A 26199-nucleotide genomic window follows, 5' to 3' on the forward strand; every position below is an offset into this window, starting at 1 on the left:
CCGTCTTGCGCGGGCCGCGTTGCTCCTGTCCGCTCGAATCAGCCCAGCCGCAGCGGGTCGCCACCGGCCACCGTGCGGTCCATCAGGCGGATGCTGTCGCGGCCGCCGCGCTTGGACTCATAGAGCGCGGCGTCGCCTTGCTCGATCAGCGCGGCAAGGCTGCTCGGCGGCTGGTCGAACAGGTTGGCGCCGATGCTCAGGGTCACCGCCTGAGGCGTGGCGAAGTTCTGCGTGGCGGTGGTCTGGAACTGCTCGCGCAGCTTGGCGGCCAGCTCCATCACCTGTTCGCCGCCGACATGGCTCAGCAGGATGACGAACTCATCACCGCCCAGGCGCGCCGCCACGGCCCGCTCGGGCAGTGCGGCGCGGATCATCTCGCTGAGCGCCACCAGCAGGCGGTCGCCGGCGCTGTGCCCGTGCAGGTCGTTGACCTGCTTGAAATTGTCGATGTCGATCAGCAGCAGCGCACCAGGGCGCTCCGGGGAGATGTCCTCGAACACGCGGGGCGCGCGGACTTCGAGGGCGCGGCGGTTGTACAGGGCGGTCAGCGGGTCGCGCGCGGCCAGTCGGGCGATGCGCTTCTCGCGGCGATAGCGCTCGGTGCCGGTCATCGACAGGGCGATCAGCATGATCGCCATCGCACCCTCGACCAGGGAGATCTGGATGATCTCGCCCCGGAACGCCGCCAGGTCGATCAGCGTGCCGGGGATGATCACCGTCGCGCCCTTGGCCAGGTAGAAGGCGCCGTGCACCAGCATCACGTAGCGCAGCTGCACCGCGCCCACGCTCAGGGACTTGCCGTGGGGCCGCAGCAGGTAGCTGGCCTGCAGGGAGAGCAGGGCGACCAGCCAGGAGTTGGCCAGCAGCATGAGCTTGGACCACAGCGGGCCACCGTCGGGCAGCGCCAGCAGGGCTATCCAGGTGAGCGGGACGAGCAGCCAGCCGCGTGACAACCGCGCCCCGGTGAACTTCGCCACGCCGCTGAGGAAGAACCAGTGGGCCAGCACCAGCAGGCCGTTGGCGAACCAGATGCCCACCAGCAGGTAGCCGCTCATGCGCAGCAGGGCGAGGGTGGAGCCGAGGGTGATGGTGGCGAAGCCCGCGCTCCAATAGAGCAGCGAGCGTTCGCGCACGCTGCGCCACTCGATGGCCAGATACATCGCTGCGGCCGCCGCAAGGGCGACCGAGATAGTCAACATGGTGGGTGGATCGAGCGCCATTTTCGAAAACCGTACTGCACGAGCGGCAAAACGCCATTGTAAGCGCCCTTGCTGGCCTTTCGGTACGCCGGCAGGCCTCATTCGGTCGGGTTTGCACCACTCCCGTCGCCTCCACGGTGCTTGCCGGGCGTCTCTGCAGCTCAGCTCCGATGGCCAGGGCAACCAGTGGCCATCAGGCTGTTCGGGTTCACGCGTGTTCGCTCCGGGGCCGGGGGGCCCGGAACCATGGAAAAGCCACCGCGCCAGCGCTGGGCTGGATTCTTTTCTCCGGCGGCCTCGACATGAAGTGGTCAATGAGCGCCGCTAGCTGCTGCCGGCCAGCGGCGGTGCGGCGCTGGCGGTGTCGGCCTGTATTCTGCCGATGTCGATTCCGACCCGCTTTATCTCCACCATCCGCCGCAACGATTCTTGAATCCGTGCCGGCTGTCGGTTGCCACCGCATGAGTGCAGCGCTATGCCTGACTGGAAGGAAGTCTTGATCCTGCGCAGGGCGTGGGGTCGGGGACAGCTGTAAGGTTGCCGCGCGACTCGCAGCGTCAGACTGCCAGCGCCTCAGGAGCCCGTGTCATGCCCGAATCGATGAGTTTCAACCGCGCGCTGGTGGAGAAGTACGACCGTCCCGGCCCGCGCTATACCTCCTATCCCACCGCGCCGCAGTTCCATGGCGCGTTCGCCGCCGACGACTACCGCGCGGCCGCCCGGCGCAGCAACCATCCCGCCGACGGGAGCCCGGCCAAGCCGCTCTCGGTGTACATCCATATCCCGTTCTGCAGGAGCCTCTGCTACTACTGCGCCTGCAACAAGATCATCACCCAGAAGACCCACCGCGCCGTGGAATACCTGGACTACCTCAAGCGCGAGATTGCCATGCAGGCCGAGCTGTTCGACGGCACCCGCAAACTCACCCAGCTGCACCTGGGCGGCGGCACTCCAACCTACCTGACCAGCGAGCAGTTGGGTGAGGTGATGGACAGCCTGCGCCAGCACTTCAACCTCGATGAAAGCGACGCCCACGAGTTCTCCATCGAGGTCGACCCGCGCACCATCAGCCGCGAGCGCATCGCCGAGCTGCGCGCCCAGGGCTTCAACCGCCTGAGCTTCGGCGTGCAGGATTTCGACGAGCAGGTGCAGCAGGCGGTCAACCGTGTGCAGAGCGAACAACAGGTCTTCGACCTGGTGCAGGCTGCCCGCGAGGCGAAGTTCAAGTCGGTGTCGGTGGACCTGATCTACGGGCTGCCGCTGCAGACCGTGGCGAGCTTCGACACGACGCTGGCGAAGATCATCGCCCTGCGCCCCGACCGCATCGCCGCCTACAGCTATGCGCACCTGCCCGAGCGGGTGCGCGCGCAGCGGCTGATCCGCCGCGAGGATATGCCACCGCCGGAGCGCAAGCTGGAACTGCTGGAACTGACCATCCAGCGATTGACCGAGGCGGGCTATGTCTACATCGGCATGGACCACTTCGCGTTGCCCGACGACGAGCTCACGGTGGCTCGCAGCAACGGTACCCTGCAGCGCAACTTCCAGGGTTATTCGACCCATGCCGATTGCGACCTGATCGCCCTGGGCGTGTCGTCCATCAGCAAGGTCGGCGATACCTACGGGCAGAACGTGAAGGAGCTGTCGCAGTATTACGCGCGGCTCGACGAAGGCCTGCTGCCGGTGCACAAGGGCTACGGCCTGACCGACGACGACCGCCTGCGCCGCGACGTGATCAGCACGCTGATGTGCCATGGCCGCGTGGACTACGCCCCGCTGGAAGAGCGCCACGGCATCCGTTTCGGCGACTACTTCGAGGGCTCGCTGCGGCAACTGAGCGAGCAGGTCGGCGACGGCCTGGTGGAGCTGCACAACGACGCGCTGGTGCTGCTGCCCCAGGGCCAGCTGATGATGCGCAGCGTGGCGATGGCTTTCGATGCTTACCTCGGTGGCGCGCAGCAGGAGCGCTTCTCGCGCACCATCTGATGCGGTCCGCGCAGTCGGAACAGCCCGCTGTGAGAGCGGGCTGGCTTACTCCTGACCGGCCCTGATCCCGGCGATCCTCTGGCGCATTTCGTCGCTGGCGCCAGGGCCTGCGATCACCTCGCAGTCTTCCCAGGGCACGACTTTGCCCGACTCGACATCGACCATCATCGGTCTAACGGTCCTGCCCGTGGCTTTCTCGACTACCCGGACACTGTCTTCACGCTGGGCGAAGTGCTCGTTGCCCCACGCGATGAAGGCAAAAATCACCCCGATCAGGTCGCGTCCTCGTCCAGTCGGGACGTATTCATGGCGCAAGGGCCGGACGCTGTAGGCGCGTTTCTCCAGCAGCCCGGCTTCCACCAGGGCGTTGAGCCGACGGGTCAGCATGTTCGGGGCGATTTCCAGGCTTCTGGAAAACTCATCGAATCGACGCAGGCCCTGCAGGGCGTCGCGCATGATCAGCAGGCTCCACCATTCGCCGACATGTTCAAGGCTCAGCGCCACGGGGCATTCCGAATTCAACAGTGTCTTGCGCTGCATCGAGGTCGCTCGCTCCTGTCTGAAAAAACGTGAAGATGGATTGTTACTTTCATTATGATAGTAACGTCTTTCATCCAGATCGTACCAAACCGCGAGAGGAATGAGGTCTTCATGAAAAAGCGCATCGTCGTTACGGGAATGGGGGCGGTCACGCCGCTGGGTTGTGGCGTGGGTCTGGTCTGGGAGCGTCTGCTGGCGGGCCGGTCCGGCATTCGGGAACTGCCGGTGGAGCTGGTTGGCGACCTGCCGGTGCGCATCGGCGGCCAGGTGCCCGGCCTGGGCGAGGACCCGCAAGGTGGTTTCGATCCTGATCGGGTGCTGCCCGCTAAGGAGCAGCGCAAGGTCGATCGTTTCATCCTGTTTGCCCTGGCAGCGGCCGAGGAAGCGCTGGCGCAGGCCGGCTGGCATCCTGAGCAGCCCCACCAGCAGGAACGCACCGCCACCATCATCGCCTCGGGCATCGGCGGCTTCCCGGCCATCGCTGAGGCCGTGCGCACCACGGATAGCAAGGGCCCGCGCCGACTGTCGCCCTTCACCATTCCGTCCTTCCTGTGCAACCTGGCGGCCGGCCAGGTCTCCATTCGCCATCGCCTCAAAGGGCCGCTCGGCGCGCCGGTGACCGCCTGCGCGGCGGGCGTCCAGGCGATCGGCGATGCGGCGCGGATGATCCTGGCAGGCGAGGTGGACGTGGCGCTCTGTGGGGGAGCGGAGGCTGCCATCCACCGTGTCAGCCTCGCCGGATTCGCCGCCGCCAGGACCTTGGCCAGCGAATTCAACGACCGCCCCGCATCCGCCTCGAGGCCCTTCGATGAGGCGCGCGAAGGTTTCGTCATGAGCGAGGGCGCCGGGCTGCTGGTCATCGAAGAACTCGAACACGCCCTGGCGCGAGGGGCGACCCCGCTGGCGGAACTGGTGGGCTACGGCACCAGCGCCGACGCCCACCACATCACCTCGGGCCCGGAAGACGGCGAAGGCGCCCAGCGCGCGATGAGGCAGGCCTTGCAGCAGGCAGGGGTCTCGCCGGAGCAGGTGGGGCACCTGAACGCCCATGCCACGTCGACCCCGGTGGGCGACAAGGCGGAGCTGGCGGCCATCAGGGCGGTCTTCGCCGGCGTGGCGTCGCCTGTCATCAGCGCCACCAAATCCTCCACGGGCCATCTGCTGGGGGCTGCCGGCGGGATCGAGGCGATCTTCACCGTCCTCGCGCTGCGGGACCAGGTGGCGCCGGCGACGCTCAACCTGATCCACGCAGACCCCTTGGCCGCAGGGCTCAACATGGCGGCAGGAGAGCCGCGCGCGCTGGATACGGACTTTGCCCTGTCCAATGGTTTCGGCTTCGGCGGAGTCAACGCCAGCGTGCTGTTCCGTCGTTGGTCCGCATAGCGGCAGTCACCTTGCCGCTCGGCCCGGTGCAAGCCGGGCCATCGGCGGGCGGCGGGCCTCAACGGGGGCGTCTTGCACGCTCCGCCGCGCCCTTGCTCTCGCGCATCGTCCGCCGCAGCACGTAGGCGACGCCCGCGCCGAGAATCCCGCCCACCAAGGTGGCGAGTACCTGCGCCAGCAGCCCCATGGCGCTATCCAGGCTTGTCTGACGGAGGAAGGTACCCAGCTCCGGCCAGAGCGCGAGCCAGAGGCCGACGAAAACCAGCACCAGGTCATACCAGAGAGCACTGACGCCTGCCGGGCGGTAGCCGCGCACGAAGAGGATGAAGGCGCTGAAGGCCAGTGCCAGAAGCAGGGTGCCCAAGGATTGGCTGAGCGCATCGGGCCCGGACATGACGTTACTCCTCGCCGCTACGCAGGCGCATGCATTGACCGCTGTGCAGGCTCAGCTGCATTTCGTCGAGCAGCGCCTCGGCATAGGAGAGCGCCAGCGTGGTGTCCGGCTCCGGGGCGGAGCCGGCCCGGCTGAAATCATCGATGCGCAGCCCCTCGGGCATTGGCGGCGCTTCCACCAGTGTCCAGTCGATCCCGCTCACTTCCAGGCTGCGGGCAAGACCGGCGGCGAGCTGTTCTTCATCGGCGTCGGCCGGCTCCACCAGCCATCGCCAATGGCCGATCAGCAGCAGGCGCGGCACTTCCGAGCGCAGCGCGCCATCGATCAGCGCACCGCAGATCGGCGGCAGTTTTTCCGGTGGCTGATCGGCGAGGAAGGCGAAGATCACGTCGAGCCCGGCCACCGCCTCGCTGACCGAGATCGAGGATTCCAGCGTGCCCAACTTGCAGCGCAAGCCCGGGCGCGCCTGAAAGCGGTTGAGGTCGTCCAGCAGCGCGGTAACTTCCTGCTGGCGGCGCAGGGCGCCAGCGATCAGCGCCTGGCCGAAGCTGTCGAAAGGGTGGAACAGGCCCAGCTTCAGGGTCGGTGTTTCCAGGTTGTGCATGGTCACTCCTGCAACGGTGGTGGTGCGGCGGATGCGCCATGTGCATATCGAAGGAGCAAGCTGGGTCGGGGTTCCGTCAAATTGCCTGAGCGGTGCTAGGCCCCGGCGCTGGCTCTTGCAACCTGATAGCTGCTGGGTGCCACGCCCAGGCTGCGGCGGAACATGCTGGAGAAGGCGCTCGGGCTGTCGTAGCCCAGCTCCAGCGCCACGCGGGTGACCGCACTTCCCGCCGCGAGGCGGGTGACGGCAGCCAGCAGGCAGGCTTGTTGGCGCCAACCACCGAAGGAAAGCCCGGTCTGCTGGCGGAACAGGCGGCTGAAGGTTCGCGTACTGCAATGCAGTTCGGCAGCCCAAAGGTCCGCCGTTACGCCGATATCCGGGGTGCGCAGGAAGTCCCGGCAAAGCTGCGCCAGTCCTGGATGCGCTGGCAGCGGAGCGAACAGCGGCAGGCTCGGTGCCTGTCGCAGCTCGTGGAGCAGAAGGCGGATCAGGTCGCCGTCACGGCCCTGTTCGTCATGCAGCACCGGCACTTCCACGCTTGCCAGCAGCAGCTGGTGCAGCAGCGGCGAAACGGTCAGCGCCTGACATTGTGTGGTCTCGCGTACCGGCACTCGCGGGTCGATGTACAGGCTGCGCGTGCTGACCCCGCGCATCAGTACCCGATGCTGCTTGCCCGCAGGAATCCATACGCCGCTGTAGGGCGGGATCACCCATGCACCGTCCTCGGTCTCCACCTCCATCAGCCCGCTCATGCCGTAGAGGAACTGCGCACGGCGATGGGAATGGGGCTGCAGCAGCGTGCCGAGCGGGTAATCGGTGCCAATGGCGAGCACGGCGCGGTCGACATCGTCGACACTGGCGAGGGGAACATTGAGCATGAGGGCGAGTCTGGCTGGGTTGCGATGATTATTCGTCAATCAGCGTGAAATGGCCAATCGCCCCGCAGCCGACAGGTGTGGCGCGCTGGTCATCGGGAACTTGCCGTAGGGTCCGGCCGATATGACTTGCCAGGCGCCCCGCGGGTGATCCTCCATGCCGACGACCTGGTGCAGACCCAGGCGCCCCTGGTAATCGCCGGCGCCAGCATCAGCCGCGCGACCTGTGCCTTCCCCGGTGGCCGCCGCTTCCACTTCGTCGACCCGGACGGCTACGAGCTGGCGGAGTGGTCGGCGGACTGAGACCGCACCTTGACCTGCCCGCCGCCACGTCCGTTTGTCCGCTACCTCCGACTGGGGCTTTCGCTGCCGGAACTGTCGCGCGCTCCCCTGGGTCAGGAAATCAGTGGGGGCCGAACTTCGCGCTCACCACTGCCAATCCAGAGCAGAACAGGCCCACTCGCGGGCCGGGGGGAGAATCACATGCTGCAGTCAGTCGAGCCGCCGTTCATGGCGCCCAGTGAATACCTGACGTCCACGGGCATTGCCGTGTTGATGTCGCCGCGCTACATCGCTCCCGGCAAGGTGGGAGAAGTGCTGCTGTCACTGGCCAAGGTGCCGGCCGGCGTCTCGCCGCTGGACGTGGTGATCGGCCCGTGGGAGTCCCATGAGGAAGCCTTCCAGGCGTCTCATGACGCAGCGGAGCGTTGGGTCGAGCGTCTCGACGAAGGGGACTGATTCCTCCTGGCATCGCTCGTGGGCACGACGCTCCTACACGGCGCGTCTGAACCAGCGAATGATTGCCGCGCCGAGCTCCACGGTGCGCGAGCGCGACGGGCAGCCGGGCGTGGAGAGCAGCTGCGGCAGCAGGAAGCCTACTTCCGCCTCGTTCGGCCCGCAGAGCCCGGGTGCGGCTTCGACGACTTCCTCGTCCCAACGCGGGAAGCGTTCGCTCCCGCTCTCGAATGCTGTCAGTGCGTTCATGATCGATACGCCTCCCTAGAGGTCCAGCACCAGCGGTTGCACGCCGCTGTCGTCCTGCGCCGGGATGGCGCAGCAGATCAATGCGCTGCCGGCTTCGGGCTGTTCCGCCGGCGGGTTGGGGTAGTGCACCTGGCCGCTGACGATCTTCGTCCGGCAGGTGCCACAGGAGCCACCGCGGCAGCTGAAGTCGGGCGCAAGGCCCCGGGCCTCGGCCAGTTCCAGCAGGGTGCCGCTCCCGGGCTTCCAGCGCGCCTCCTTGGCGGAGCCTGCGAAGTACACCGGCACCGGCTCGGTGGCGGCGGGCGGCTGCACCAGCGTCGGCGCCTGTCCGTCACCCCGGCGCTTGAGCGTCGAGGGACCGAAGGTCTCGGCGTGGATGCGGGCATCGACGATGTTCAACCCGCGCAGGCCGTCGTAGATCGCCTGGGTGAATTCGCCGGGGCCGCAGACATAGAAGTCGTAATCGTCCAGCGGCAGCCGCGCCTTGATGACCTCGATATCCAGGCGTCCGACCTGTTCGAAGTCGCGGCCCAGCTCGGCTTCTGGTTCGGGACGGCTGAGCGCGCGATGGACCTGCAGTTGCGGCGCGCGCTGGCGCAGTTCGGCGATCTCCCGCTGGAATGGCAACTGACCCAGCGTCCGCGCGGACTGGAACAGGTCAACGCGCCTCACAGGGCCCGCCACCAGTTCGCGCAGCATCGACAGCAGCGGGGTGATGCCCACGCCTGCGCCGATCAGCACTACCGGGCGCTCGCTGTCGCTCTTCAGGGTGAAGCTGCCCATGGGCGCGCGGACCTGCAGGTGATCGCCGACAGCAATCTGTTCATGCAGGTGCCGGGATGCCGGGCCCTGTGCCTTCACGCTGATGCGCAGCGCGCCATCCGACGGCGCGCTGGAAAGACTGTAGGTGCGGATCAGCGCCTGGTCGCCGGTGGCCAGGCGCACGGGCAGGTGCTGGCCCGGCGCGAAGTTCACCACAGTTCCGGCTGGCGGTTGCAGGTAGAAGGAGCGGATGTCTTCGCTTTCCGGCTCTACACGCAGCACCTGCCAGCGCTGCCATTGCTGGCGCTGCTCGCGTTCCTGCAGTTTGGCGTCCGCCTCGGCCCAGGTGCCGGTCATCAGGCTGGTGGGCGAGTATTCGCGGAAGCTCCAGCGCAGCGCCAGGGCGTTACGGCGCAGAACAGCGTGTTGCACGTCCAGCGTCCACAGGCGTTCGGCGCCTTCGAAGGCGGTCAGCAGCGGGCTGTCGAAGAGGATTTCGCTGCGGCCATGGACCTGCAGCACGTCGCCGCTCACGAAATCGACGAAGAGCAGGCCGGCCTGCGGGTTGGCCTGCAGGTTACCCAGGGTGTTGAAGTGCAGGTTGCCGGCGTAGTCGGGAATGGTCAGGCGGTTGCCGGTGACCCGGACGAAGCCGGGCCGGCCGCCGCGATGGGAGACGTCCACCGACCGCTCGCCATCCTCGTGCTGCACGTAGCTGGCGACGAAGAACGTGTCGGCGTTGCGGATGATTGCGGCCAGCTCCTCGTTCAGCCCGCTGAAGTCCTCACGCGGGGCACGCTGGCTGTAGCGCTGTTCGTCGCGGCTCCAATCGCGTTTCTGGATGTACTGCGGGCAGTTGCCGAAGGAGTGCTCGACGGCCACCGTCAGCAGGCCGCCGTCCGCTTCGCTGAGGACGCCATTCATGCGGTTGCGCCGGCGGGTATGCAGTTCGATGCCCAGCAGGCCGATGGCGTGGCCGGCTTGCAGACCACTGGCGGCGGGGTCCTGGCTGTCAGGCACGCTGTCGATCAGCAGGCTTTTCGGGTCGGGCGAGGTGACGAAGCCCTCCGCGCCTTCGAGCAGGGTCGCCCAGGGTCGGCCCTGGTCATCCACGGCACCGGCGATGATGAACGGCAACTGGTGGTAGAACTCACGATGCTGGTCGGGCATGTAGTCGCGGATGACTTTCTGGCCGTGGACCTCCATGCGCTCCGAGACGCCAACGCGCTCCTGGATCGCCTTCTCGCCGGCGTGCCAGGGGGAGGTACGGTGTTTGGGCAACTGGAACATGGCGGCACCTCGCGACTAAGGGGCTGCCGGGTCACCCCGGCAGCGAAGGTTGCATCAGGCTTGCAGGCCGATGGCCGTGCGCTGCATCGGTACGAAATGCGGCAGCGCCTCCACCCGGGCCAGCCAGGCGCGCAGGTTCGGGTACTCCTGCAGGGACACGTTGCCTTCCGGCGCATGGGAAATGTAGGAGTAATTGGACACGTCGGCGATGGTCGCCTCGCTGCCGGCGAGGAAGGGCGTCCTGGCCAGCTCGCGTTCCATCACCTGGAACAGGGTGTGGGCGCGGGTGATGACTTCTTCGGCGTTGAAGGCGGCGCCGAATACAGTGATCAGCCGCGCGGCGGCGGGGCCGAAGGCAACCTGGCCGGCGGCCACCGACAGCCAGCGTTGCACGCGGGCGGCGCCGACCGGATCTTCCGGCAGCCAGCGGCCGTTTCCGTACTTCTTCGCCAGGTAGACCAGGATGGCATTGGAGTCGGCGACGATGACGCCTTCGTCGTCGATCACCGGCACCTGGCCGAAGGGGTTGAGGGCGAGGAAGTCCGGGTGCTTGTGCGCGCCCTTGGCGAGGTCCACCGAGATCAGTTCGCTGGGCAATTGCAGCAGCGAGAGCATCAGCTCGATGCGATGGGCGTGGCCGGACAGCGGGTGGCGGTAGAGCTTGATGGTGTGCGACATGAGTGTGGCTCCTTGGCTTGAGTGGGCATGCAACGCGAGTCTGGCCGTGGCGGGTTGCTCGAGCTGATGGGTGAATGCTGCGCCCGATGCGGGTTGTGCAGAATCGCCAGGACGGGCAATCCAGCGTTTCAGAATGCGGAAGAATGAAGCGGCGAGTGGGGCGGGGCATTTGCCGCCAGTGGTGCCGTGCGGTTCGCGAGCAAGCTCGCTCCTACATGGAAACAGGGGACCAAGCCTGTAGGAGCGAGCTTGCTCGCGAACCGCGCAGAACGCCGCGAATTAACCGCGCAACGCCGGATGCGCCCGCAAGCGCGGCACCACGAAATCCAGGAAGGTCCGCACCCGCGCCGCTGCGCGACGGCCTTCGCGGTAGATCAGTTGCACCGGCAGCCCCGGCGCCGCGTAATCCTGCAGTACCACTTGCAGACGCCCGCTGCTCAGCTCGGCATGCGCCTCGTGGCTCATGCAGCGGGTCAGCCCGAGCCCCAGGCTGGCCGCGCGGATCGCCGCGTGGGCGGTGCTGCACGACAGGCGCGGTGTCAGGCGCACCGAACGCGCCGAATCCTGATGGCGGAAGCGCCATTCGCTGACCACGCCCTGGCTGCCTGCGACGATGATGCGGTGCGCCTTGAGGTCTTCCGGCGCCTGCGGCATGCCATGGTGCGCGAGGTAGTCGGGCGATGCGCAGATCACCGGCCGCACCGTGCCCACCGGCAGGGCAAAGCCGGAGGAGTCGGGCAGGGCGCCTATCACCAGGGCCACGTCGATGCCGTCTTCCAGCAGACGCGGCAGGTCTTCACGGTGCTGGCTGACCAGGCGGATCTCGGGGAAAGCGGCCAGGTAGTCCAGCGCGATGGGCGCGAAGATCCGATCTGCCATCAGCAACGGAAGGGAAAGGCTGAGCGGCCCGGCCGGATGCGCCTGCAGGCCGCCAAGCGAATGCTCCGCCTCAGCGATGCCCTCGAGAATCCGCTGGCAACTGGCGGCAAATGCTTCGCCGCTTGCGTTCAACTCGACTCCGCGTGGGCCGCGCAGCAGCAGTTCGCATTGCAGGCGGAACTCCAGCGCGGCCACCAGGCGCATCACCGTCGCGGTGGATAGCCCCAGTTGCCGAGCCCCCCCAGCGAGGCTGCCGGAGCGTGCGACGGCATCGAATGCCTGAATTTCGCGGAAGCGGTTCACGGCTTCGCGGGCTGCAGGGCCGGGTCGGCGCGCAGGCGTTCCGCGCAATGCGTGACGAAGCTGCGCACCTTGGCCGGCAGCCGCGTGGCGTCCTGGTAGAGCAGGTGGATCGGCAGCGGCGCCGTGGAGAATGCGTCGAGGACGATTTCCAGCTCGCCGCGCGCCACGGCCTCGGCGGCCTGGTACGAGAGCACGCGGGTAAAGCCCCAGCCCAGACGCGCCGCATGGATCGCCGCATTGTTCGAGCTGACCGCGAAGCGTGACGGTGGGCGCAGTGTCAACGGCCCTTCCGGGGTGAGGAACTGCCAGTCGGTCAGCAGCACGCTGGTGGTGGCCATCACCACCGGCGCGTCGAGAAGTTCCTCGGGATGTCGAGGGCGCCCATGACGGTCGAGGAAGTCGGGCGACGCGCAGACCACCGGGCGGATCTCGCCGACCTTCAGCGCGGTCAGGCTGCCCTCGGGCAACCGGCCGATGCGCACGGCGACGTCGATGCCCTCGTCGAGCATGTTCACCACACGGTCCACCAGCAGCGCGTTGACGGTCACCTCGGCATGGGCGTCCAGGTAGCTGGCGATCAGCGGGATCAGGTACAGCTCGCCGAACAGCACGGGGGCGGTCACCGTCAGGTTGCCGCGCGGTCGCAGGGCGCTACCGGAGGCCAGTTCCTCGGCTTCCTCCAGTTCCTGCAGGATGCGCCGGCAGTCCTCGACATAACGCTGGCCAGCCTCGGTCAGCCGCACGCTGCGCGTGCTGCGGGCCAGCAGCAGGGTGCCCAGGCGTTGCTCCAGCGCGGCGATGGCACGGGTCACGCTGGGCGGCGACAGGCCCAGCTGTTTGGCGCCTGCGGCGAAATTACCGGCCTCGGCCACCGCCAGCAGCACTGTCATTTCCTGAAACCTGTCCATGGATCACCGTTGTCGCCTTGAGCGGGTCGCCAGACTGTAGAGGGAAGCGGCGTCGGATTGAAGTGCCGAGGCTTGCGGACGACATCGGCGTGCTTGCCAGCGCCCTGTGGCTTGACCGCGTACGGCGCTCTGCTGCACAAGCCTGTGAGGTGTCCGGCAGGGCGCCGCAACTGCCACGAGCCTTTTCCATGACCAGCAAGACCACGGCCAACGCGCTGGCCGCCGCCAACAGTTCGCGTCTCGGCATCGCCCTCTGCCTGTTGTCGATGTTCATCTTCGCCTGCCAGGACGGCATCACCAAGGTGCTGGTGCGCCACCTGCCGGTGAGCGAACTGGTGATGGTGCGCTACTGGGTGTTCGTGTTGTTCGCGCTGCTCGTTTGTCACTTGCAGGGCGGGTTGCGGCGAGCCAGGCATAGCGCCAGCCCCGCCTTGCAGATCGTCCGCGCACTGCTCGGCGTGGGCGAGATCGCACTGTTCGGCATTGCCCTGCGCCACCTGGGCCTGGCCGAGACGCACGCGCTCTACGCGGTGTTCCCGTTGATGACACTGGGACTGGCGCGGCTGATCCTTGGCGAACGAATGGTGGGACGGCAATGGTTGGCGGCCCTGGTGGGCTTGGGCGGTACCTTGCTGATCCTGCGTCCGGGCAGGGGTGTGTTCGAGCCCGCCGCGCTGATCCCTTTGGCGGCGGCGCTGACGTTCGCCTTCTTCAACATCCTTACCCGGCGCATCGGCCAGACCGATTCCTTCGCCACTACCACGCTGTACATGGCGATGGTGGGCGCCGTGGCGGTCACCAGCGCGGGGATTCCCGCCTGGGTCACACCGACGCCCCCTGAGGCAGTGCTGATGTCGATCGTCGCCGTCTCGGGTGTGGTCGCCCAACTGCTGCTGATCCAGGCGCTGAAGTACGCCCAGGCTTCGACGCTGCAGCCGTTCAACTATTCGCTGCTGGCGTTCGCCACGCTGATCGGCCTTTTCGTCTTCGGCGAGGCGCCAACCCTGTGGACGATCACAGGAGCGCTGCTGATCCTGCTGGCGGGGCTCTACTCGATCAGGCCGACAGGCCGGCGCGCCTGAAGGGGCCGTGCCCCGGTTTCAGTGGAGAGTGGGTCGGCGCTCCCTGACCAGCTCTGCAGCCTGCCAGGTCATCTGGTCGAGCAGGCGGTCGCGCTTCTTTTCGGCCTCGCGCATCGCCTTGCTGCCGTTCTGCTGCACCAGGTAGGTGTGGATCTGCCGCACTTCCTTGGACTGGTAAATCGGCGCCAGGTCCTGCACCGCCACCATGCCGTCCGAGCGCTGGTCGCGGGTGTTCATCAGGACGTGCGGGCCCTGCGCCGCCAACACCCTGAAGCCCAGTGCCTCAAAGACCGGCACCTTGCCAGCCGCGCAAGCCAGTTCGGCGTGGGGGCGGTGGTCGAGCATGCGCTGCAGCAGGGCCCGGCCGATCCCTTGCCGGCGATGGCTGGCCCGGACCGCAAGGTAGGCGAGGGTACATGCCAGGGCATCGTCCGCGCTCGGCAGGTAGAGGGCAAAGCCCAGTACCTGCGACGGGTCTTCATCGTCCAGGGCGAGGATCAGGCGCGCCGTGCTGTCCCGGGTGCTGTCCATGGCCTGCAGATACAGGTGCACCTCATAACCGATCACATACTGGTACAACTGGAACAGCGGATTGCTCGGCGTCAGCGGCACTGGGCTGATATCGCTGAAATAGTCCACGACCATCTGCAGCACCTGGCTCTTCAGGGATTCGGGGGGAGAGGCGTCGAGGCTGGCGAGGGTGAACATCTGCAACTGGCTCCGGGATGGCCCCATTCGGTCGGGGTGGCGATGGCGGCATTGTAACCTTCCTTGTGCGCATGGTTCGTTGTCACGCTGGCTGGCGATCTGCTTTGATATCCGGATACTCACTTCGCAGGCGGCGCATGGACGATATGCTCAACGAATTCCCCGAACCCCAGGCGGTCGACAGCCCCATCACCCGCAGCGCAATTTTCCTGGTCGCGACCCTGGCGCCGGGCAAGGACTGGAGCCCGCTGCGCGCGCTCTGCGAGGACGTCGCCGCCCTGGTGCGCTCGGTCGGCAAGCGCGTGCCGACGGGTAACCTTTCCTGTGTGGTGGGTTTCGGTTCAGCGGCCTGGGATGCGTTGTTCGGCGCTCCGCGGCCGGCATCCCTGCATGCCTTCCGCGAGATCGGCAGCGGCGAGCGCGTCGCGGTATCCACGCCGGGCGACCTGCTGCTGCACATCCGCGCGGAGCAGATGGACCTCTGCTTCGAGCTGGCAACGCAACTGGTCGCGCGCCTGGGCGATGCGGTCACGGTGGTCGATGAGGTGCAGGGTTTCCGTTACTTCGACATGCGCAGCATCATCGGCTTCGTCGACGGTACCGAGAACCCGGAAGGCCGCGAGATTCCTCACTTCACTTTAATCGGCGAAGAGGACTCGGCGTTTGCCGGCGGCAGTTATGTGCTGGTGCAGAAGTACCTGCACGATATGACCGGCTGGAATCGGCTCTCCACCGAAGCCCAGGAGCGCATCATCGGGCGCACCAAACTGGCCGACATCGAACTGGCTGACGAGGTGAAGCCCAGTTGTTCGCACAGCTCGCTGACCACCCTTGAGAGGGACGGCCAGGAGGTGAAGATCCTGCGCGACAACATGCCGTTCGGCCGACCCGGCGCCGGAGAGTTCGGCACCTATTTCATCGGCTATGCGCGCTCGCCAGCGCCGGTCGAGGAAATGCTGGAAAACATGTTCATCGGTCGCCCGGCCGGCAACTATGACCGCCTGCTGGACTACAGCAAGGCGGTGACCGGCAGCCTGTTCTTCGTACCGTCGGCGGAACTGCTGGAGACGCTGGCCGACAGGCAGCCCTGAGGGCTCAGCCGGCAACCCTGGCCGGGAAACACTCCACCAGCCAGTCGATGAACACCCGCAGACGATGTGTGACGTAGCGGTTGTGCGGGTAGACGACATGGAAGGGGTAGGGCGACGGGCGCCAGTCCGCCAGAATCTCCACCAGCGTGCCGTCGCGCAGGGCGGCGCCGGCAGCGTAGGAGAAGGTCTGGATGATGCCCAGGCCTGCAACGCAGGCGGCCAGGTGTGCGTTGCTTTCGTTGACGCCGATGCGGTGCTCGAGTTTCAGCTCGCTGCGTTCGCCGTCGCGCTCGAAGCGCAACGGCACTGCCCGGCCGTTCTGTGGCGACAGGTAGCTGACCAGCCGGTGGCCATTGCGCAGCTCTTCGGGGTACGCGGGGACGCCGTTGTGGCGCAGGTACTCGGGCGAGGCACAAGTGACCATGGTTGCCTGGCCGATGCCGCGCGCCACCAGCGATGAGGCGTCCAGCGCGCCGCCACGGATCACGCAATCGACGTTGTCGCCGATCAGGTCCACCGAGCGGTCGGAGACCCCCAGGTCGATGCGGATGTCCGGATAACGCGCGAGAAAATCCGCCAACAGCGGCACCAGCACGTCCCGCGCGGTGGAGCCGCCCACATCGATGCGCAGGTGCCCGCGTGGCTTGCTGCGGGCGATGTTGAAGGTCGAATCGATGTCCTCCAGGTCACGCAGCACGCGCGTGGCCTTGGCGTAATAGTCCTGGCCTTCGGGCGTCACCGTGACGCGCCGCGTGGTGCGCTGCAACAGGCGCACGCCCAGGTGCGCCTCCAGCTCCTGGACCAGCTTGCTGAGGGTAGCGTTGGGCATGTCCAGCGAGTCGGCGGCGCGGGTGAAGTTGCCGGCTTCCACCACGCGGGCGAATGCGCGAATGGCCTGGAGCTGATCCATAGGAACTCCTCTGAGGGATCGCCTGATTATCCATGGCTATGAATAGTCATTCCATTGTATGCGCTTTTTCAATTAATCGCAGAGCCCTAGAGTAGCGCCATGCCTCACCGCAAAGCCGCGCCACACGCCGGACAGGAGGCAGAACCCTCAACTCGGAAAGCTTTGGAGCTCATCATGAACAAATCCCTCACTGGTAAGGTTGCACTGGTCACCGGCGGCAGCAGCGGCATCGGCCTTGGCGCTGCACAGGAACTCGCTGCGCAAGGCGCCCGGGTGTTCATCACCGGCCGCCGCCAGGCTGAACTGGATGCCGCCGTGGAAGCCATCGGCCCGGCCGCCACTGCGATCCGCGCGGACGCCTCGGTGCTCGCCGACCTCGATGCGGTGTATGCGCAGATCGCCAGGACCGCCGGCCGCCTGGACATCCTCTTCGCCAACGCCGGCGGTGGCGACATGCTGCCGTTGGGCGCGATTACCGAGGAGCATTTCGATCGCATCTTCGGAACCAACGTGCGCGGCGTGCTGTTCACCGTGCAGAAGGCGCTGCCGCTGCTGACCGATGGCGCGTCGGTGATCCTCACCTCGTCCACCACGTCGATCCAGGGCACCGCCAACTTCAGCGTCTACAGCGCGAGCAAGGCCGCCGTGCGTAACTTCGCCCGCTCCTGGGCGCTGGACCTGAAGGACCGCGGCATCCGCGTCAACGTGGTCAGCCCTGGCCCGGTGCGCACTCCCGGTCTCGGCGACCTGGTGCCCGAAGAGGCGCGCCAGGGCCTGTTCGATGCGCTGGCCAGCCAGGTGCCGCTGGGTCGACTGGGCGAGCCTCGTGAGATCGGCAAGGCAGTGGCTTTCCTGGCCTCGGAATCGGCCAGCTTCATCAACGGCATCGAGCTGTTCGTCGACGGCGGTATGGCACAGGTCTGACCGCGCAAGGGACCGGGCAGGGCGCAAGCCCTGCATCGGTCGGCGTGGCTCTGGCCTGAATGCTGGTTTGCCCAGTACAGTCATGCCAGAAACCGTCAGGACAGGAGCCGCCCATCATGAATTCCCCGTCTGCCGACCTGCGCAACTGGTTCGACCAGGGCGGGCAAGCCTATGCGCGCTTCCGTCCCGAGTATCCGGCAGAGCTGGCCGCCTACCTGGCTTCAATGGCGCCCGACCGGGCGCTCGCGGTCGATGTCGGTTGCGGCAGCGGCCAGCTGACACGGCAACTGGCCGAGCACTTCACTGCCGTGGTCGGCTTCGACCCCAGCGCCGACCAGATCGCGCACGCGGCACCGCAAGAGAACCTCAACTATGCCTGCGCCCCGGCCGAAGAACTCCCGCTGCCCTCCCGCAGCGCCAGCCTGATCACCGCCGCGCAGGCCGCGCACTGGTTCGACCTGCCGAGGTTCTACGCCGAGGTGCGGCGGATCGCCGGGCCCAACGCGATCCTGGCGCTGATCAGCTATGGCGTGCTGCATCTGGATGGCACGCTGGGCGAGCGTTTCGAACAGTTCTACTGGCAGGAAATCGGCCCCTACTGGCCTGCCGAACGCAAGTTGGTGGACAGCGGCTACGCCACCATCGACTTCCCGTTCGCCGAGTTTGCGGGGCCACCGATCGCCATTCGCTTGGAGTGGAGCCTGGAGGAGTTCCTCGGCTACGTCTCCACCTGGTCGGCGCTGCGCAGCGCGCGCGAGGCTGGGCAGGAGCACCTGCTGCAGACCTTTGCTACCGACATGGCCGAACGCTGGGGCGACCCGGCTGTGCGGCACCGCGTCTGTTGGCCGATCACTATGCGGATCGGCTGCGTGTGATCGTCCGACTCTCTCCCGGCGTCGGGCGGCGTATCAGTTCTGCTCGATCAGACGGGGCGTCTGCGAGCCTTCCAGGGACAGGTGGATCACGCCGGCGCGGCTGGGGAAGTTCGGGCCGTCGTCCTCGCTGTTCTCCATCACCGGGATGTCGATCAGGGTGCGCTTGCCCGTCGGATCGGCCACCAGCCGGGCGTCCAGCTTCTCGATGGAGCGCCAGCCACCGCCGCCGATCTGCATCGCGTCGAGCAGGCTGTAATGCTCCTGGCCTTCCTCGTTGGGTGTCGAGGAAAACACCGCGAGGTACTGGTTGTAGTTGTTGCCCATGTCGAAGCCTTCGATGGTGAACACCGCCAGGATGAACTCGTGGTCACCTGCCTTCAGGGTCTGCACATGGGTGGCTTCGGGATAGCCGGTGGCGAAGCTGTCCTTGTACAGCTCCACCAGGCGGCTGACCTGCTCTTCGAGGGGCTTGGGGACTGCTGGTTGGTCGGCGGCGTGGGAAAGGGTGCAGGCCAGCAGCAGGCCGGCGGGTAGCAGACGCAGTTTCATGGTCATCCTTGGAAAAGAGGTATCCGGTCAGCATCGCCGATGCTGACCTTCTGGCGATCACTGACCGGCGTTGGGCATCGCCCCGTTCTGCAGGACCCAGTCGCCGACCGCCGAACAGGAGTAGGTGTTGGAGTAGTTGTAGTAGCGCTGCAGCGGCGCGCCGTTCTCATAGGTGGCGCACTGATAGACCGACGTGCCTTTCTGCAGGATCAGGAAGTGGATCTGGGTGATCCGGCCCGGCGCCACGTAGGCCGCCTTCACTTCATAGCCGCTGCGCAGCAGCTCCGTCACCTTTACCTCTTCGGCAAAGGCCTGCGGGCCGATGGCCAGCAGGCCAAGCAGCGCAAGGGTGGCTTTCGCCAGGTAGCTCATGCTTTGCATGGTTTTGTCTCGTCCTTGAGGGCGGGGGAAGTCTGGGCTCAGGCTTGCGGCCGCAGCGGGATACCGCCGCAATTGCCGCGGGTCAGCAGGTAATCCACCTGCCGGGCGCGGTTGATGGCGACGCGGATTTCGCAGCTTGCCGAGTGGACTACGTCGCCCCAGTACTCGGTGTGCACCAGCTGGCCGTTCTGCGGGCCGGTGTAGGTGCCCAGCGCTTCCCGCGAGGTGTATGAGGTGTCGCGGCGATAGATCAGCACGACCCAGTCGTTCTCAGGCGCCAGGGCGATATCGCTGGGCGCGCCGAAGTGGTCGATGGCGTCGCCGGCCGGGCGACCCTTCCAGTAGCTGCGGGCCTGTGCCTCGGGCAGGGTGGGAATGGCGGAACAGCCGCCGAGCAGGATGGCGATCATCCCCAGCGCGAGTAGACCTTTCATTGCACGCCCTCCTTGGCGGGTGCGTTCTTCACGGGCATCTGCTCGAAGCCCTTGTCGACCATCTGCAGGATCAGATCCTTGGCGTGCTCGCGATTGCGCAGCTGGAACAGGCCGGGCGCGGCCGAGACCAACTGCGCAGTGGGCATCTTGCCCAGCGGGTACATCTTCTGCTCGACGTGGGCGTCAGGCTTGCAGAGGAAGTCACGGCTCTGGGCGATCCAGGCTTCGGGCTTCTTCTGCCACTCCTTGGAGACTTTCTTCTGACGGATGTCGTTGTAGAACTTGTCGTAGTTCTGCGCGCCGTTGAGACGCACGCGGTTCTTCGCGCAATCGACCTCGACGTCATAGGCGGTGAAGGTCGGCTTGGCGCCTTCCTCGTAGAACTGATAGACGCCCAGCGAGCGCACGCCGTTCTTGCGGTCGTAGATATTGGCGGGGTCGCCATCGACCACGAAGATTTCGTTCTTGTAGAGGCTGCCCTGCTGGTGAATCAGCCAGAAATCGCCAGAGGGACCTTCCGCTTGCGCGGCGAGCGGGCTGCAAAGCAGTAAGGCAGGCAGCCAGGGCCTGAGGGGCTTGAACATAACCGGACATTCCTTTGCCGTCGTGATCGCCAGGGCACAGGGCACCCCGGCGAGGAAGGGACGAATCTAATGGCGCGAAATTTGATGGTCAACCTGAGGGTAGGATTTCTGTGACGGACGGCAGCGAACTTTCCGGAGCTGGAAATCTTCCAGTTGTTGATCCGCCGAGATGTCAGTTGCCATCCCGCTTGCAGGAGAACAGGTCTGGGTGGTTGTGCAGGTTCCTTCGTGCTGGCCGCAGAGTGCTTGCGCCGATTCGGGCAGCAAAGCGCGGGCAAAGGCGTTGGCGATGGCAATACCGAGGCTGGACTTGCCGGCCAAGGCCCTGACCCGAGGCGTTCGAGGCGCCTCTGTATTCCAGTGTATCTGGCGGCCGTGCAGACATTCGCCGAGACGGCGGTGGCCGTTCTTCGACACGTTGCAGATACCCCAAGGGCTCTTAATGAGCACCAACAGCTCCTCGGCACGACACGCACCCCAAGGCTCTGCAGTGCGATGTGTCTCGCTCCGATGCGCTGTTTCCCCTAGCCCCCTTGAGGATCGATGCCATGAAAAACCTGAAAACCTTCGTAACCGCCGTTGTCTTCTCGCTGGCTGGCGTTGCAGTGCACGCCAATGCTGCTGCCGAAGCAGGATGCTCCGGCGCCGTCTGCTTTCAACTGACGCCGTTGGCCGACAAGAACACCGTACCGCAACTGGCGCAAGACGGTTTCAGCAGAACGCCCCTGGGGATGCGCGTGGATTCGGCAGCGCCGGAGCAGGAAACCCTTGCCGAAGACGGCTTCAGCAGGACGCCGTTGGGTATGCGGGCAAACTTGCAAGCGCCGGCGCAACAGACCATTGCCGCCGATGGTTTCGGCAGAACGCCGCTGGGCAAGCGAGTGGCTTCGTCGCAGGGCTCGGGAATCGCCTGACCCCTGCCAACGGGGAGCGTTGATGGCCGCTGGGCTGGCACAACCCAAGCCCCGGATGCGCTACAGTGCCGCCTTTGTCTTCAACAGCCGCAGACAAGGAATTGCGATGCTGACCCAGACCTTCGCCTACAAATGCTGGTCGGACCGCCGAACGCTGGACGCCGTCGCCCAGATTGACCCCGGGCGCTTCCCGGAGGAGTACGCCTTCGCACTCCAGCAGCTCAACCACATGGCGATAGTCGAGGACCTGTTCCGGGCGCGCCTGAGCGGCGCGGCAGACCCGCACCCGGCCACCAATACCGAGGCAGTTCCCGGCCTCGATGAGCTGCGCGAGCGCCTGCTGGTTTCCGGTCAGTGGTACGTCGAACAACTCGCCGCGCTGACGGCGGAGCGGGCGCGGGAGGTCATCCGCTTCCGCTTCACCGATGGCCGCAACGGCAGCCTGACGCGCGAAGAGATGTTCTTCCACATCCTCAACCACGCGACCTACCACCGCGGCTCCATCGCCCGCGCGCTGGACCAGGCTGGCGTGGCGCACCCGGCCGACACCTACACGGTGTTCGTGCACGCCACCCAGCCGGAGCGCCGCGAGGGTTGAGGGCTCTGCGGCCCCGCGGCAGGAAGGGTCAGGCCTTTTTCCTGGTGGACGGCAGCAGGATGGTCAGGCAGCCCAGCAGTGGCAGGTAGGAGCACAGCTTGTAGACGTACTCGATGCCATGGATGTCGGCCAGGTGGCCGAGGAAGGCCGCGCCGATGCCGCCGAAGCCGAACATCAGACCGAAGAACACCCCGGCGATCATGCCGACGTTACCCGGCACCAGTTCCTGGGCGTATACCACGATGGCGGAGAAGGCCGAGGCCAGGATGAAGCCGATCACCAGGCTCAGGATGCTGGTCCAGAACAGGTCGACGTAGGGCAGCGCCAGGGTGAAGGGCGTGACGCCAAGGATGGAGAACCAGATCACCGCCTTGCGGCCGATGCGGTCGCCCACCGGGCCGCCGAAGAAGGTGCCGGCCGCCACCGCGCCGAGGAAACCGAACAGGTAGAGCTGCGAGCTGGCCACCGAGAGGTCGAACTTCTCGATCAGGTAGAAGGTGTAGTAGCTGGTGAAGCTGGCCATGTAGAAGTACTTGGAGAACACCAGCAGCGCCAGTACCACCAGCGAGGCGGTCACGCGGCCCTTGGACAATCCGTGGGTGGCCACGCCGCCGGCTTTCAGCTTGAACAGGTTGAGGTGGTGGCTGTACCAGCGGCTCAGGCCCCAGAGCACGCCGACGAGGAACACCGCGAACAGGCCGAAGTACGCCACGTTGCCTTGACCGTACGGAATGATGATGGCTGCCGCCAATAGCGGGCCGAAGGCGCTGCCGGCGTTGCCGCCGACCTGGAAGGTGGACTGCGCCAGCCCGTAGCGCCCGCCGGAAGCCAGCCGCGCGATGCGCGAGGTTTCCGGGTGGAAGGTCGAGGAGCCGATGCCCACCAGCGCCGAGGCCAGGAGGATCGCATGGAAGCTGCCGACGAAGGCCAGCATGAGGATGCCGATCAGCGTGCAGACGCTGCCCAGTGGCGCGAGCCAGGGTTTGGGGTGGCGGTCGGTGTGGTAGCCGACCCAGGGCTGCAGCAGCGAGGCGGTCAGCTGGAAGGTCAGGGTGATCAGGCCGACCTGGGTGAAGCTCAGGCCGTAGTTGGTCTTGAGCACCGGGTAGATCGACGGCAGCACGGCCTGGATCAGGTCGTTGGTCAGGTGGGCGAGGGCGCACGCGCCGATCACGCGCATGACCAGCGGGCTGGCCTGGGCGGCCACCGACGGCGTGGCCAGGGGGGAAGCGGTGGTAGACATGGGACTCCGGGGCAGCAAGGTAGGACGCGCGGGCAGGGCGCGCCGGGCTCTTCATGTTGGGGATGCCTATGCTAGGCGTGGCAGCGACGGCTGTCTCACGCGATCCGGACGACGAATATCGCGAAACGGCCAAATCGGCCGTGTGTCGGTTCGGCGGAGTGCGTGCCGGCCTGGCAAGTCGAACGCAGCAGATGCCGGAAAGTCCGGAGATCAACCCGCCACGCTCCCCCAGCCCTCTCTTCGGAGCGGGGCGCGCAGCGAGGGGCAGGGAGAGGGAATCCCCGCGCCCTATACATCAGGAGGCATGAACATGGACAACACGGACAAGGTCACCGGAGGCTGCCTGTGCGGCGACCTGCGTATCGAGATCAGCGGCCAACCCAACCGGGTCGGCATCTGTCATTGCCTGGATTGCCGCAAGCACCACGGCGCGCTGTTCCACTCTTCGGCGATCTTCTCCGAGGACGCCGTGCGGATCGACGGTGAGTCCCGGGAGTACAAGGGCCGCTGCTTCTGCCCGCGTTGCGGTTCCTCGGTGTTCGGCCGTAGCGGCGACGAAATCGAGGTGAGCCTCGGCGCGCTGGATGCAGTGGACCAGTTCCAGCCCACCTACGAGCTGTGGATCTGCCGGCGCGAAGCCTGGCTACCGGCTTTCCCGATGCGTCATCGCTATGAGCACGACCGCGAATCCAGCAGCCCGCACGACGATTGACCGCCGTAGGGCGAATAACGCCCGAGGCCTTATCCGCAATGGTGGCCGGCAACCCGCTCCGGGTCATACGCCCTGAGCGGCTTGTCTTGATGGACAGAAAGCGCAGGCCATGGACAGATCGCGCGCCCATTTACGTGGGGCGCGTGACTGTCACATTCGGGTCCCGTGCGCCACCGATAGTAGCCCCGCCAACAAGCTCAAAGAGGCTACATCGTGTTTCATCGCGCTCTGCTTTCCGCATCCACCCTCGGCCTGTCCCTGCTCAGCCTGTCCATCGCCTGCGCCAACGCGGCCGAGACCTACAGCCTGGACACGCCGCACCTGGCCGGCATCGACAACTTCCGCGACATTGCCGGCACCACCACCGCGTACACGACCCGCAACGACGGCGTGATGCGCTCCGGGGTGTTCTACCGATCCAACGCGCTGACCCCCAGAGGCACGGACCTGGCGGTGCTTGACACCCTCGGCATCGGCGACGTGTTCGACCTGCGCACCCCGAGTGAAATCGCCGCCACGCCGGACACCCTGCCGGCCGGCGCGACCTACCAGAACATCGACATCATCGGCAGCACCACCTCCGGTGCCGACATCACCAGCATTTCGTTCACCAGCGCCGCGCAAGCCGTGGCCATGATGGAGCAGACCAACCGCGCCTTCGTCAACGACGCCGGTATGCGCAGCCAGTTCGCCACGCTGTTCAACGAACTGGCTGCCGCCGACGGCGCCGCGCTGTTCCACTGCACCGCTGGCAAGGATCGCACCGGCTGGACCGCCGCCGTGCTGTTGAGCATCGCCGGCGTGGACAGCCAGACCATCATGGACAACTACCTGGCCACCAACGACTACACCGCCGCGCGGATCAAGGCGACGCTGGCGATGCTGCCGGCGAGCATGGCGGCCATCTACGAGCCGCTGCTGGGTGTACAGGCCAGCTTCCTGCAGGCCGGCCTGGACGAAGTGACCGCCGAATACGGCACGATGGACAATTACCTCAAGCACGGGCTCGGCCTGTCCCAGGAAACCATCTACGTGCTGCGCGGCAAGATGGTCTACTACAGCGCCCTGCCAGGCGTCGAAGGCCTCTCCGGCAACGCCGCCGCCGGTGCCCGGCTGCTGACCCAGCTGCAGAACAGTAGCCTGTCCGGCAACTACACCGCCTACAACTACTACCTGCAATCGGCCATCGACGCCGGCACCCTCGGCGGCGTCGAGTCCACCGTCGGTGGCCAGGTGCATGCCGACGCGGCCAGCTACCTGCTGCGCCAGGATGCGCTGATTGACAAGGCCGCCGCGCCTTATGCCAGCGGCGTCGACCTGAAGGCCGGGCAGACCCGCCTGTGGACCACCGCGCTGGCTGGCTATCAGGGCAACGCCGCCACCTCCAATGCCGAAAGCAGCAACGAGCACACCCAGGGCATGCTGATCGGCGTGACCCAGCGCTTCTCCGACCAGCTCAGCGGCAATGCCGGTTTCGGCTACAGCAAGGGCAGCGTCGGCGGCGCCGGAGGTGACGTGGATACCGACCTGACCTTCGTTCGGGGCGGTGCGCGCTTCGCCTTCGACAGCCTGGAGCAAGGGCTGTTCGTCGACGCCGACCTCAGCTACGGCTGGCTCGACTACGACAGCAAGCGCGACATCGGAGGCGGCCTGGGCAAGGCCAAGGGCGACACCAGCGGCAATCTCAGTGGCGGCAGCATTGCGCTGGGCTATCGCACGGCGGTATCCACCGTGACCCTGGAACCGAGCGTCGGCTTGCGCTACAGCCACCTGGACCTGGATGGCTTCCAGGAGAAGGGCAGCGAGTTGGCGCTGGACGTCGACGACATCAGCGAGAACCGCCGCAGCGCCTACGCCAACCTCAAGGCCTCGTTCGCCGCAGCAGAACTGGGCGGTGGCTGGCAGATGGTGCCGGCGCTGGAAGTCGGTTACGACCATGCACTGGGCGACTACAAGGTCGATAGCGAAGGCCAGTTGCTGGGCCTGGACGTCTCCCAGCGTGCCGCCTTCGATAACCGCGACCAGTTCAGCGGCGCCTTCAGCCTGACCGCCAGCCAGGGCGACTTCAGTGTCGGTGCCGAGGTTGGCGCGCTGGGTGGCAGCGGCAGCCATGGTGCCAGCGGTAGCCTGAAGGCCAGCTACCAATTCTGATCGGCATCGCCATGGGCAGACGGCCCGCCGCGTTCCGCGCGCCGGGCCGTTTGCTTTCACAGCGCAGGCCGTGGTGGTGCGGAAATAGCGGGTTGCGTAGGGGCAATGGTCTCCTTGTGAGGTCGTGCCTGCGATTCTCCCTCTCCCCCAGCCCTGGCTACGCGAGCTGCCCGTGCCTGCTGACGTCAAGGTTTCAGGCTGCGCCGTACGGTCCCCTCTCCCGCTTGCGGGAGAGGGGACTGGTTGGGTGCCGGCTGA

Annotated in this window: 29 protein-coding genes and 1 pseudogene; 12 read left to right on the forward strand and 18 right to left on the reverse strand. The window is 66.4% G+C overall.

Annotated elements, in window-relative coordinates:
- Nucleotides 1-38: 38 nt before the first annotated feature.
- On the reverse strand, nucleotides 39-1220 hold the full coding sequence (locus tag C167_RS0115230; protein WP_026079073.1) for a GGDEF domain-containing protein: 1182 nt from the start codon (nucleotides 1218-1220) through the stop codon (nucleotides 39-41).
- 567 nt (nucleotides 1221-1787) lie between these two features.
- Between C167_RS0115230 and hemN the strand changes: the two genes are divergently transcribed.
- Nucleotides 1788-3185 carry an oxygen-independent coproporphyrinogen III oxidase gene (hemN, locus tag C167_RS0115240; protein WP_017519141.1) on the forward strand — a complete coding sequence of 466 codons (1398 nt, stop codon included), beginning with the start codon at nucleotides 1788-1790 and terminating at the stop codon, nucleotides 3183-3185.
- A gap of 45 nt (nucleotides 3186-3230) precedes the next feature.
- On the opposite strand, the gene C167_RS0115245 is transcribed toward hemN, so the two are convergent.
- Complete coding sequence (locus C167_RS0115245) at nucleotides 3231-3725, reverse strand: winged helix-turn-helix transcriptional regulator (RefSeq protein ID WP_017519142.1); 495 nt, start codon at nucleotides 3723-3725, stop codon at nucleotides 3231-3233.
- A 111-nt stretch (nucleotides 3726-3836) separates the two neighbouring features.
- On the opposite strand from C167_RS0115245, the gene fabF reads away from it, so the two are divergent.
- Complete coding sequence (gene fabF, locus C167_RS0115250) at nucleotides 3837-5108, forward strand: beta-ketoacyl-ACP synthase II (RefSeq protein WP_026079074.1); 1272 nt, start codon at nucleotides 3837-3839, stop codon at nucleotides 5106-5108.
- Nucleotides 5109-5166: 58 nt separating this feature from the next.
- Here the strand turns inward: fabF and C167_RS0115255 are convergent, their stop codons facing one another.
- From C167_RS0115255 to C167_RS0115265, 3 genes are all read right to left on the reverse strand, one after another.
- Nucleotides 5167-5502 carry a hypothetical protein gene (locus C167_RS0115255; RefSeq protein WP_017519144.1) on the reverse strand — a complete coding sequence of 112 codons (336 nt, stop codon included), beginning with the start codon at nucleotides 5500-5502 and terminating at the stop codon, nucleotides 5167-5169.
- A 4-nt stretch (nucleotides 5503-5506) separates the two neighbouring features.
- Nucleotides 5507-6106 carry an NAD(P)H-binding protein gene (locus C167_RS0115260; RefSeq protein ID WP_017519145.1) on the reverse strand — a complete coding sequence of 200 codons (600 nt, stop codon included), beginning with the start codon at nucleotides 6104-6106 and terminating at the stop codon, nucleotides 5507-5509.
- Between the two features lie 95 nt (nucleotides 6107-6201).
- Nucleotides 6202-6984: an AraC family transcriptional regulator gene (locus C167_RS0115265; RefSeq protein WP_017519146.1), complete on the reverse strand. Its 783-nt coding sequence runs from the start codon at nucleotides 6982-6984 to the stop codon at nucleotides 6202-6204.
- A 129-nt stretch (nucleotides 6985-7113) separates the two neighbouring features.
- On the opposite strand from C167_RS0115265, the pseudogene C167_RS32620 reads away from it, so the two are divergent.
- Nucleotides 7114-7284 (forward strand): annotated as a pseudogene (locus tag C167_RS32620) (VOC family protein); the annotation flags it as partial.
- Between the two features lie 180 nt (nucleotides 7285-7464).
- Nucleotides 7465-7719 carry a hypothetical protein gene (locus C167_RS0115275; RefSeq protein WP_017519148.1) on the forward strand — a complete coding sequence of 85 codons (255 nt, stop codon included), beginning with the start codon at nucleotides 7465-7467 and terminating at the stop codon, nucleotides 7717-7719.
- Between the two features lie 33 nt (nucleotides 7720-7752).
- On the opposite strand, the gene C167_RS0115280 is transcribed toward C167_RS0115275, so the two are convergent.
- The 5 genes from C167_RS0115280 to C167_RS0115300 all read right to left on the reverse strand — a co-directional run bounded on the left by C167_RS0115280 (nucleotide 7753) and on the right by C167_RS0115300 (nucleotide 12785).
- Nucleotides 7753-7965, reverse strand: coding sequence for a hypothetical protein (locus C167_RS0115280; protein WP_017519149.1), 213 nt, complete (start codon nucleotides 7963-7965; stop codon nucleotides 7753-7755).
- A 15-nt stretch (nucleotides 7966-7980) separates the two neighbouring features.
- Nucleotides 7981-10017 (reverse strand): pyridoxamine 5'-phosphate oxidase family protein, encoded by a 2037-nt coding sequence (locus C167_RS0115285; RefSeq protein WP_017519150.1) that lies wholly within the window; start codon nucleotides 10015-10017, stop codon nucleotides 7981-7983.
- A 54-nt stretch (nucleotides 10018-10071) separates the two neighbouring features.
- Nucleotides 10072-10695: a glutathione S-transferase family protein gene (locus C167_RS0115290; protein WP_017519151.1), complete on the reverse strand. Its 624-nt coding sequence runs from the start codon at nucleotides 10693-10695 to the stop codon at nucleotides 10072-10074.
- A 279-nt stretch (nucleotides 10696-10974) separates the two neighbouring features.
- Nucleotides 10975-11877: a LysR family transcriptional regulator gene (locus C167_RS0115295; protein WP_026079075.1), complete on the reverse strand. Its 903-nt coding sequence runs from the start codon at nucleotides 11875-11877 to the stop codon at nucleotides 10975-10977.
- Nucleotides 11874-12785, reverse strand: coding sequence for a LysR family transcriptional regulator (locus tag C167_RS0115300; protein WP_026079076.1), 912 nt, complete (start codon nucleotides 12783-12785; stop codon nucleotides 11874-11876). The genes C167_RS0115295 and C167_RS0115300 overlap by 4 nt, the downstream gene beginning before the upstream one ends.
- Nucleotides 12786-12973: 188 nt before the next feature.
- Between C167_RS0115300 and C167_RS0115305 the strand changes: the two genes are divergently transcribed.
- A complete protein-coding gene (locus C167_RS0115305; RefSeq protein ID WP_017519154.1) occupies nucleotides 12974-13867 on the forward strand; it encodes a DMT family transporter in 894 nt (297 codons plus the stop codon).
- 18 nt (nucleotides 13868-13885) lie between these two features.
- Here C167_RS0115305 and C167_RS0115310 read toward each other — a convergent pair whose 3' ends face one another.
- Nucleotides 13886-14575, reverse strand: coding sequence for a GNAT family N-acetyltransferase (locus tag C167_RS0115310; protein WP_017519155.1), 690 nt, complete (start codon nucleotides 14573-14575; stop codon nucleotides 13886-13888).
- A gap of 146 nt (nucleotides 14576-14721) precedes the next feature.
- On the opposite strand from C167_RS0115310, the gene C167_RS0115315 reads away from it, so the two are divergent.
- Nucleotides 14722-15666, forward strand: a complete 945-nt coding sequence (locus C167_RS0115315) for a Dyp-type peroxidase (protein WP_026079078.1) — start codon at nucleotides 14722-14724, stop codon at nucleotides 15664-15666.
- 4 nt (nucleotides 15667-15670) lie between these two features.
- Here the strand turns inward: C167_RS0115315 and C167_RS0115320 are convergent, their stop codons facing one another.
- Nucleotides 15671-16576, reverse strand: coding sequence for a LysR family transcriptional regulator (locus C167_RS0115320; protein ID WP_017519157.1), 906 nt, complete (start codon nucleotides 16574-16576; stop codon nucleotides 15671-15673).
- 174 nt (nucleotides 16577-16750) lie between these two features.
- Between C167_RS0115320 and C167_RS0115325 the strand changes: the two genes are divergently transcribed.
- Nucleotides 16751-17500 carry an SDR family NAD(P)-dependent oxidoreductase gene (locus C167_RS0115325; RefSeq protein WP_026079079.1) on the forward strand — a complete coding sequence of 250 codons (750 nt, stop codon included), beginning with the start codon at nucleotides 16751-16753 and terminating at the stop codon, nucleotides 17498-17500.
- A 116-nt stretch (nucleotides 17501-17616) separates the two neighbouring features.
- Nucleotides 17617-18375: a class I SAM-dependent methyltransferase gene (locus tag C167_RS0115330; RefSeq protein ID WP_017519159.1), complete on the forward strand. Its 759-nt coding sequence runs from the start codon at nucleotides 17617-17619 to the stop codon at nucleotides 18373-18375.
- A gap of 33 nt (nucleotides 18376-18408) precedes the next feature.
- On the opposite strand, the gene C167_RS0115335 is transcribed toward C167_RS0115330, so the two are convergent.
- The 5 genes from C167_RS0115335 to C167_RS34515 form a co-directional block, all read right to left on the reverse strand.
- A complete protein-coding gene (locus C167_RS0115335) occupies nucleotides 18409-18924 on the reverse strand; it encodes a hypothetical protein (protein ID WP_017519160.1) in 516 nt (171 codons plus the stop codon).
- A gap of 57 nt (nucleotides 18925-18981) precedes the next feature.
- Nucleotides 18982-19305, reverse strand: coding sequence for a hypothetical protein (locus tag C167_RS0115340; RefSeq protein WP_017519161.1), 324 nt, complete (start codon nucleotides 19303-19305; stop codon nucleotides 18982-18984).
- Between the two features lie 38 nt (nucleotides 19306-19343).
- Nucleotides 19344-19739, reverse strand: coding sequence for a hypothetical protein (locus C167_RS0115345; RefSeq protein ID WP_017519162.1), 396 nt, complete (start codon nucleotides 19737-19739; stop codon nucleotides 19344-19346).
- Nucleotides 19736-20323 (reverse strand): hypothetical protein, encoded by a 588-nt coding sequence (locus tag C167_RS0115350; RefSeq protein ID WP_017519163.1) that lies wholly within the window; start codon nucleotides 20321-20323, stop codon nucleotides 19736-19738. Before C167_RS0115350 ends, C167_RS0115345 begins: the two co-directional genes overlap by 4 nt.
- A gap of 66 nt (nucleotides 20324-20389) precedes the next feature.
- Nucleotides 20390-20773 carry a hypothetical protein gene (locus tag C167_RS34515; protein ID WP_157791846.1) on the reverse strand — a complete coding sequence of 128 codons (384 nt, stop codon included), beginning with the start codon at nucleotides 20771-20773 and terminating at the stop codon, nucleotides 20390-20392.
- A gap of 98 nt (nucleotides 20774-20871) precedes the next feature.
- Here C167_RS34515 and C167_RS0115355 point away from each other — a divergent pair, with 98 nt between their 5' ends.
- Together C167_RS0115355 and C167_RS0115360 are read left to right on the forward strand one after the other, a co-directional pair.
- Nucleotides 20872-21237 carry a hypothetical protein gene (locus tag C167_RS0115355; RefSeq protein WP_017519164.1) on the forward strand — a complete coding sequence of 122 codons (366 nt, stop codon included), beginning with the start codon at nucleotides 20872-20874 and terminating at the stop codon, nucleotides 21235-21237.
- A gap of 106 nt (nucleotides 21238-21343) precedes the next feature.
- The gene (locus tag C167_RS0115360; protein WP_017519165.1) at nucleotides 21344-21835 is read left to right on the forward strand and encodes a DinB family protein; all 492 of its coding nucleotides are present in this window, start codon (nucleotides 21344-21346) and stop codon (nucleotides 21833-21835) included.
- Between the two features lie 28 nt (nucleotides 21836-21863).
- On the opposite strand, the gene C167_RS0115365 is transcribed toward C167_RS0115360, so the two are convergent.
- The gene (locus C167_RS0115365; RefSeq protein ID WP_017519166.1) at nucleotides 21864-23078 is read right to left on the reverse strand and encodes an MFS transporter; all 1215 of its coding nucleotides are present in this window, start codon (nucleotides 23076-23078) and stop codon (nucleotides 21864-21866) included.
- A gap of 310 nt (nucleotides 23079-23388) precedes the next feature.
- Between C167_RS0115365 and C167_RS0115370 the strand changes: the two genes are divergently transcribed.
- Nucleotides 23389-23790: a GFA family protein gene (locus tag C167_RS0115370; RefSeq protein WP_017519167.1), complete on the forward strand. Its 402-nt coding sequence runs from the start codon at nucleotides 23389-23391 to the stop codon at nucleotides 23788-23790.
- A gap of 213 nt (nucleotides 23791-24003) precedes the next feature.
- On the forward strand, nucleotides 24004-25941 hold the full coding sequence (locus C167_RS0115375; protein ID WP_017519168.1) for a tyrosine-protein phosphatase: 1938 nt from the start codon (nucleotides 24004-24006) through the stop codon (nucleotides 25939-25941).
- Nucleotides 25942-26199 lie beyond the last annotated feature (258 nt).

It is taken from the genome of Pseudomonas nitroreducens TX1, assembly GCF_000313755.1.
Taxonomy (GTDB): domain Bacteria; phylum Pseudomonadota; class Gammaproteobacteria; order Pseudomonadales; family Pseudomonadaceae; genus Pseudomonas; species Pseudomonas nitroreducens_A.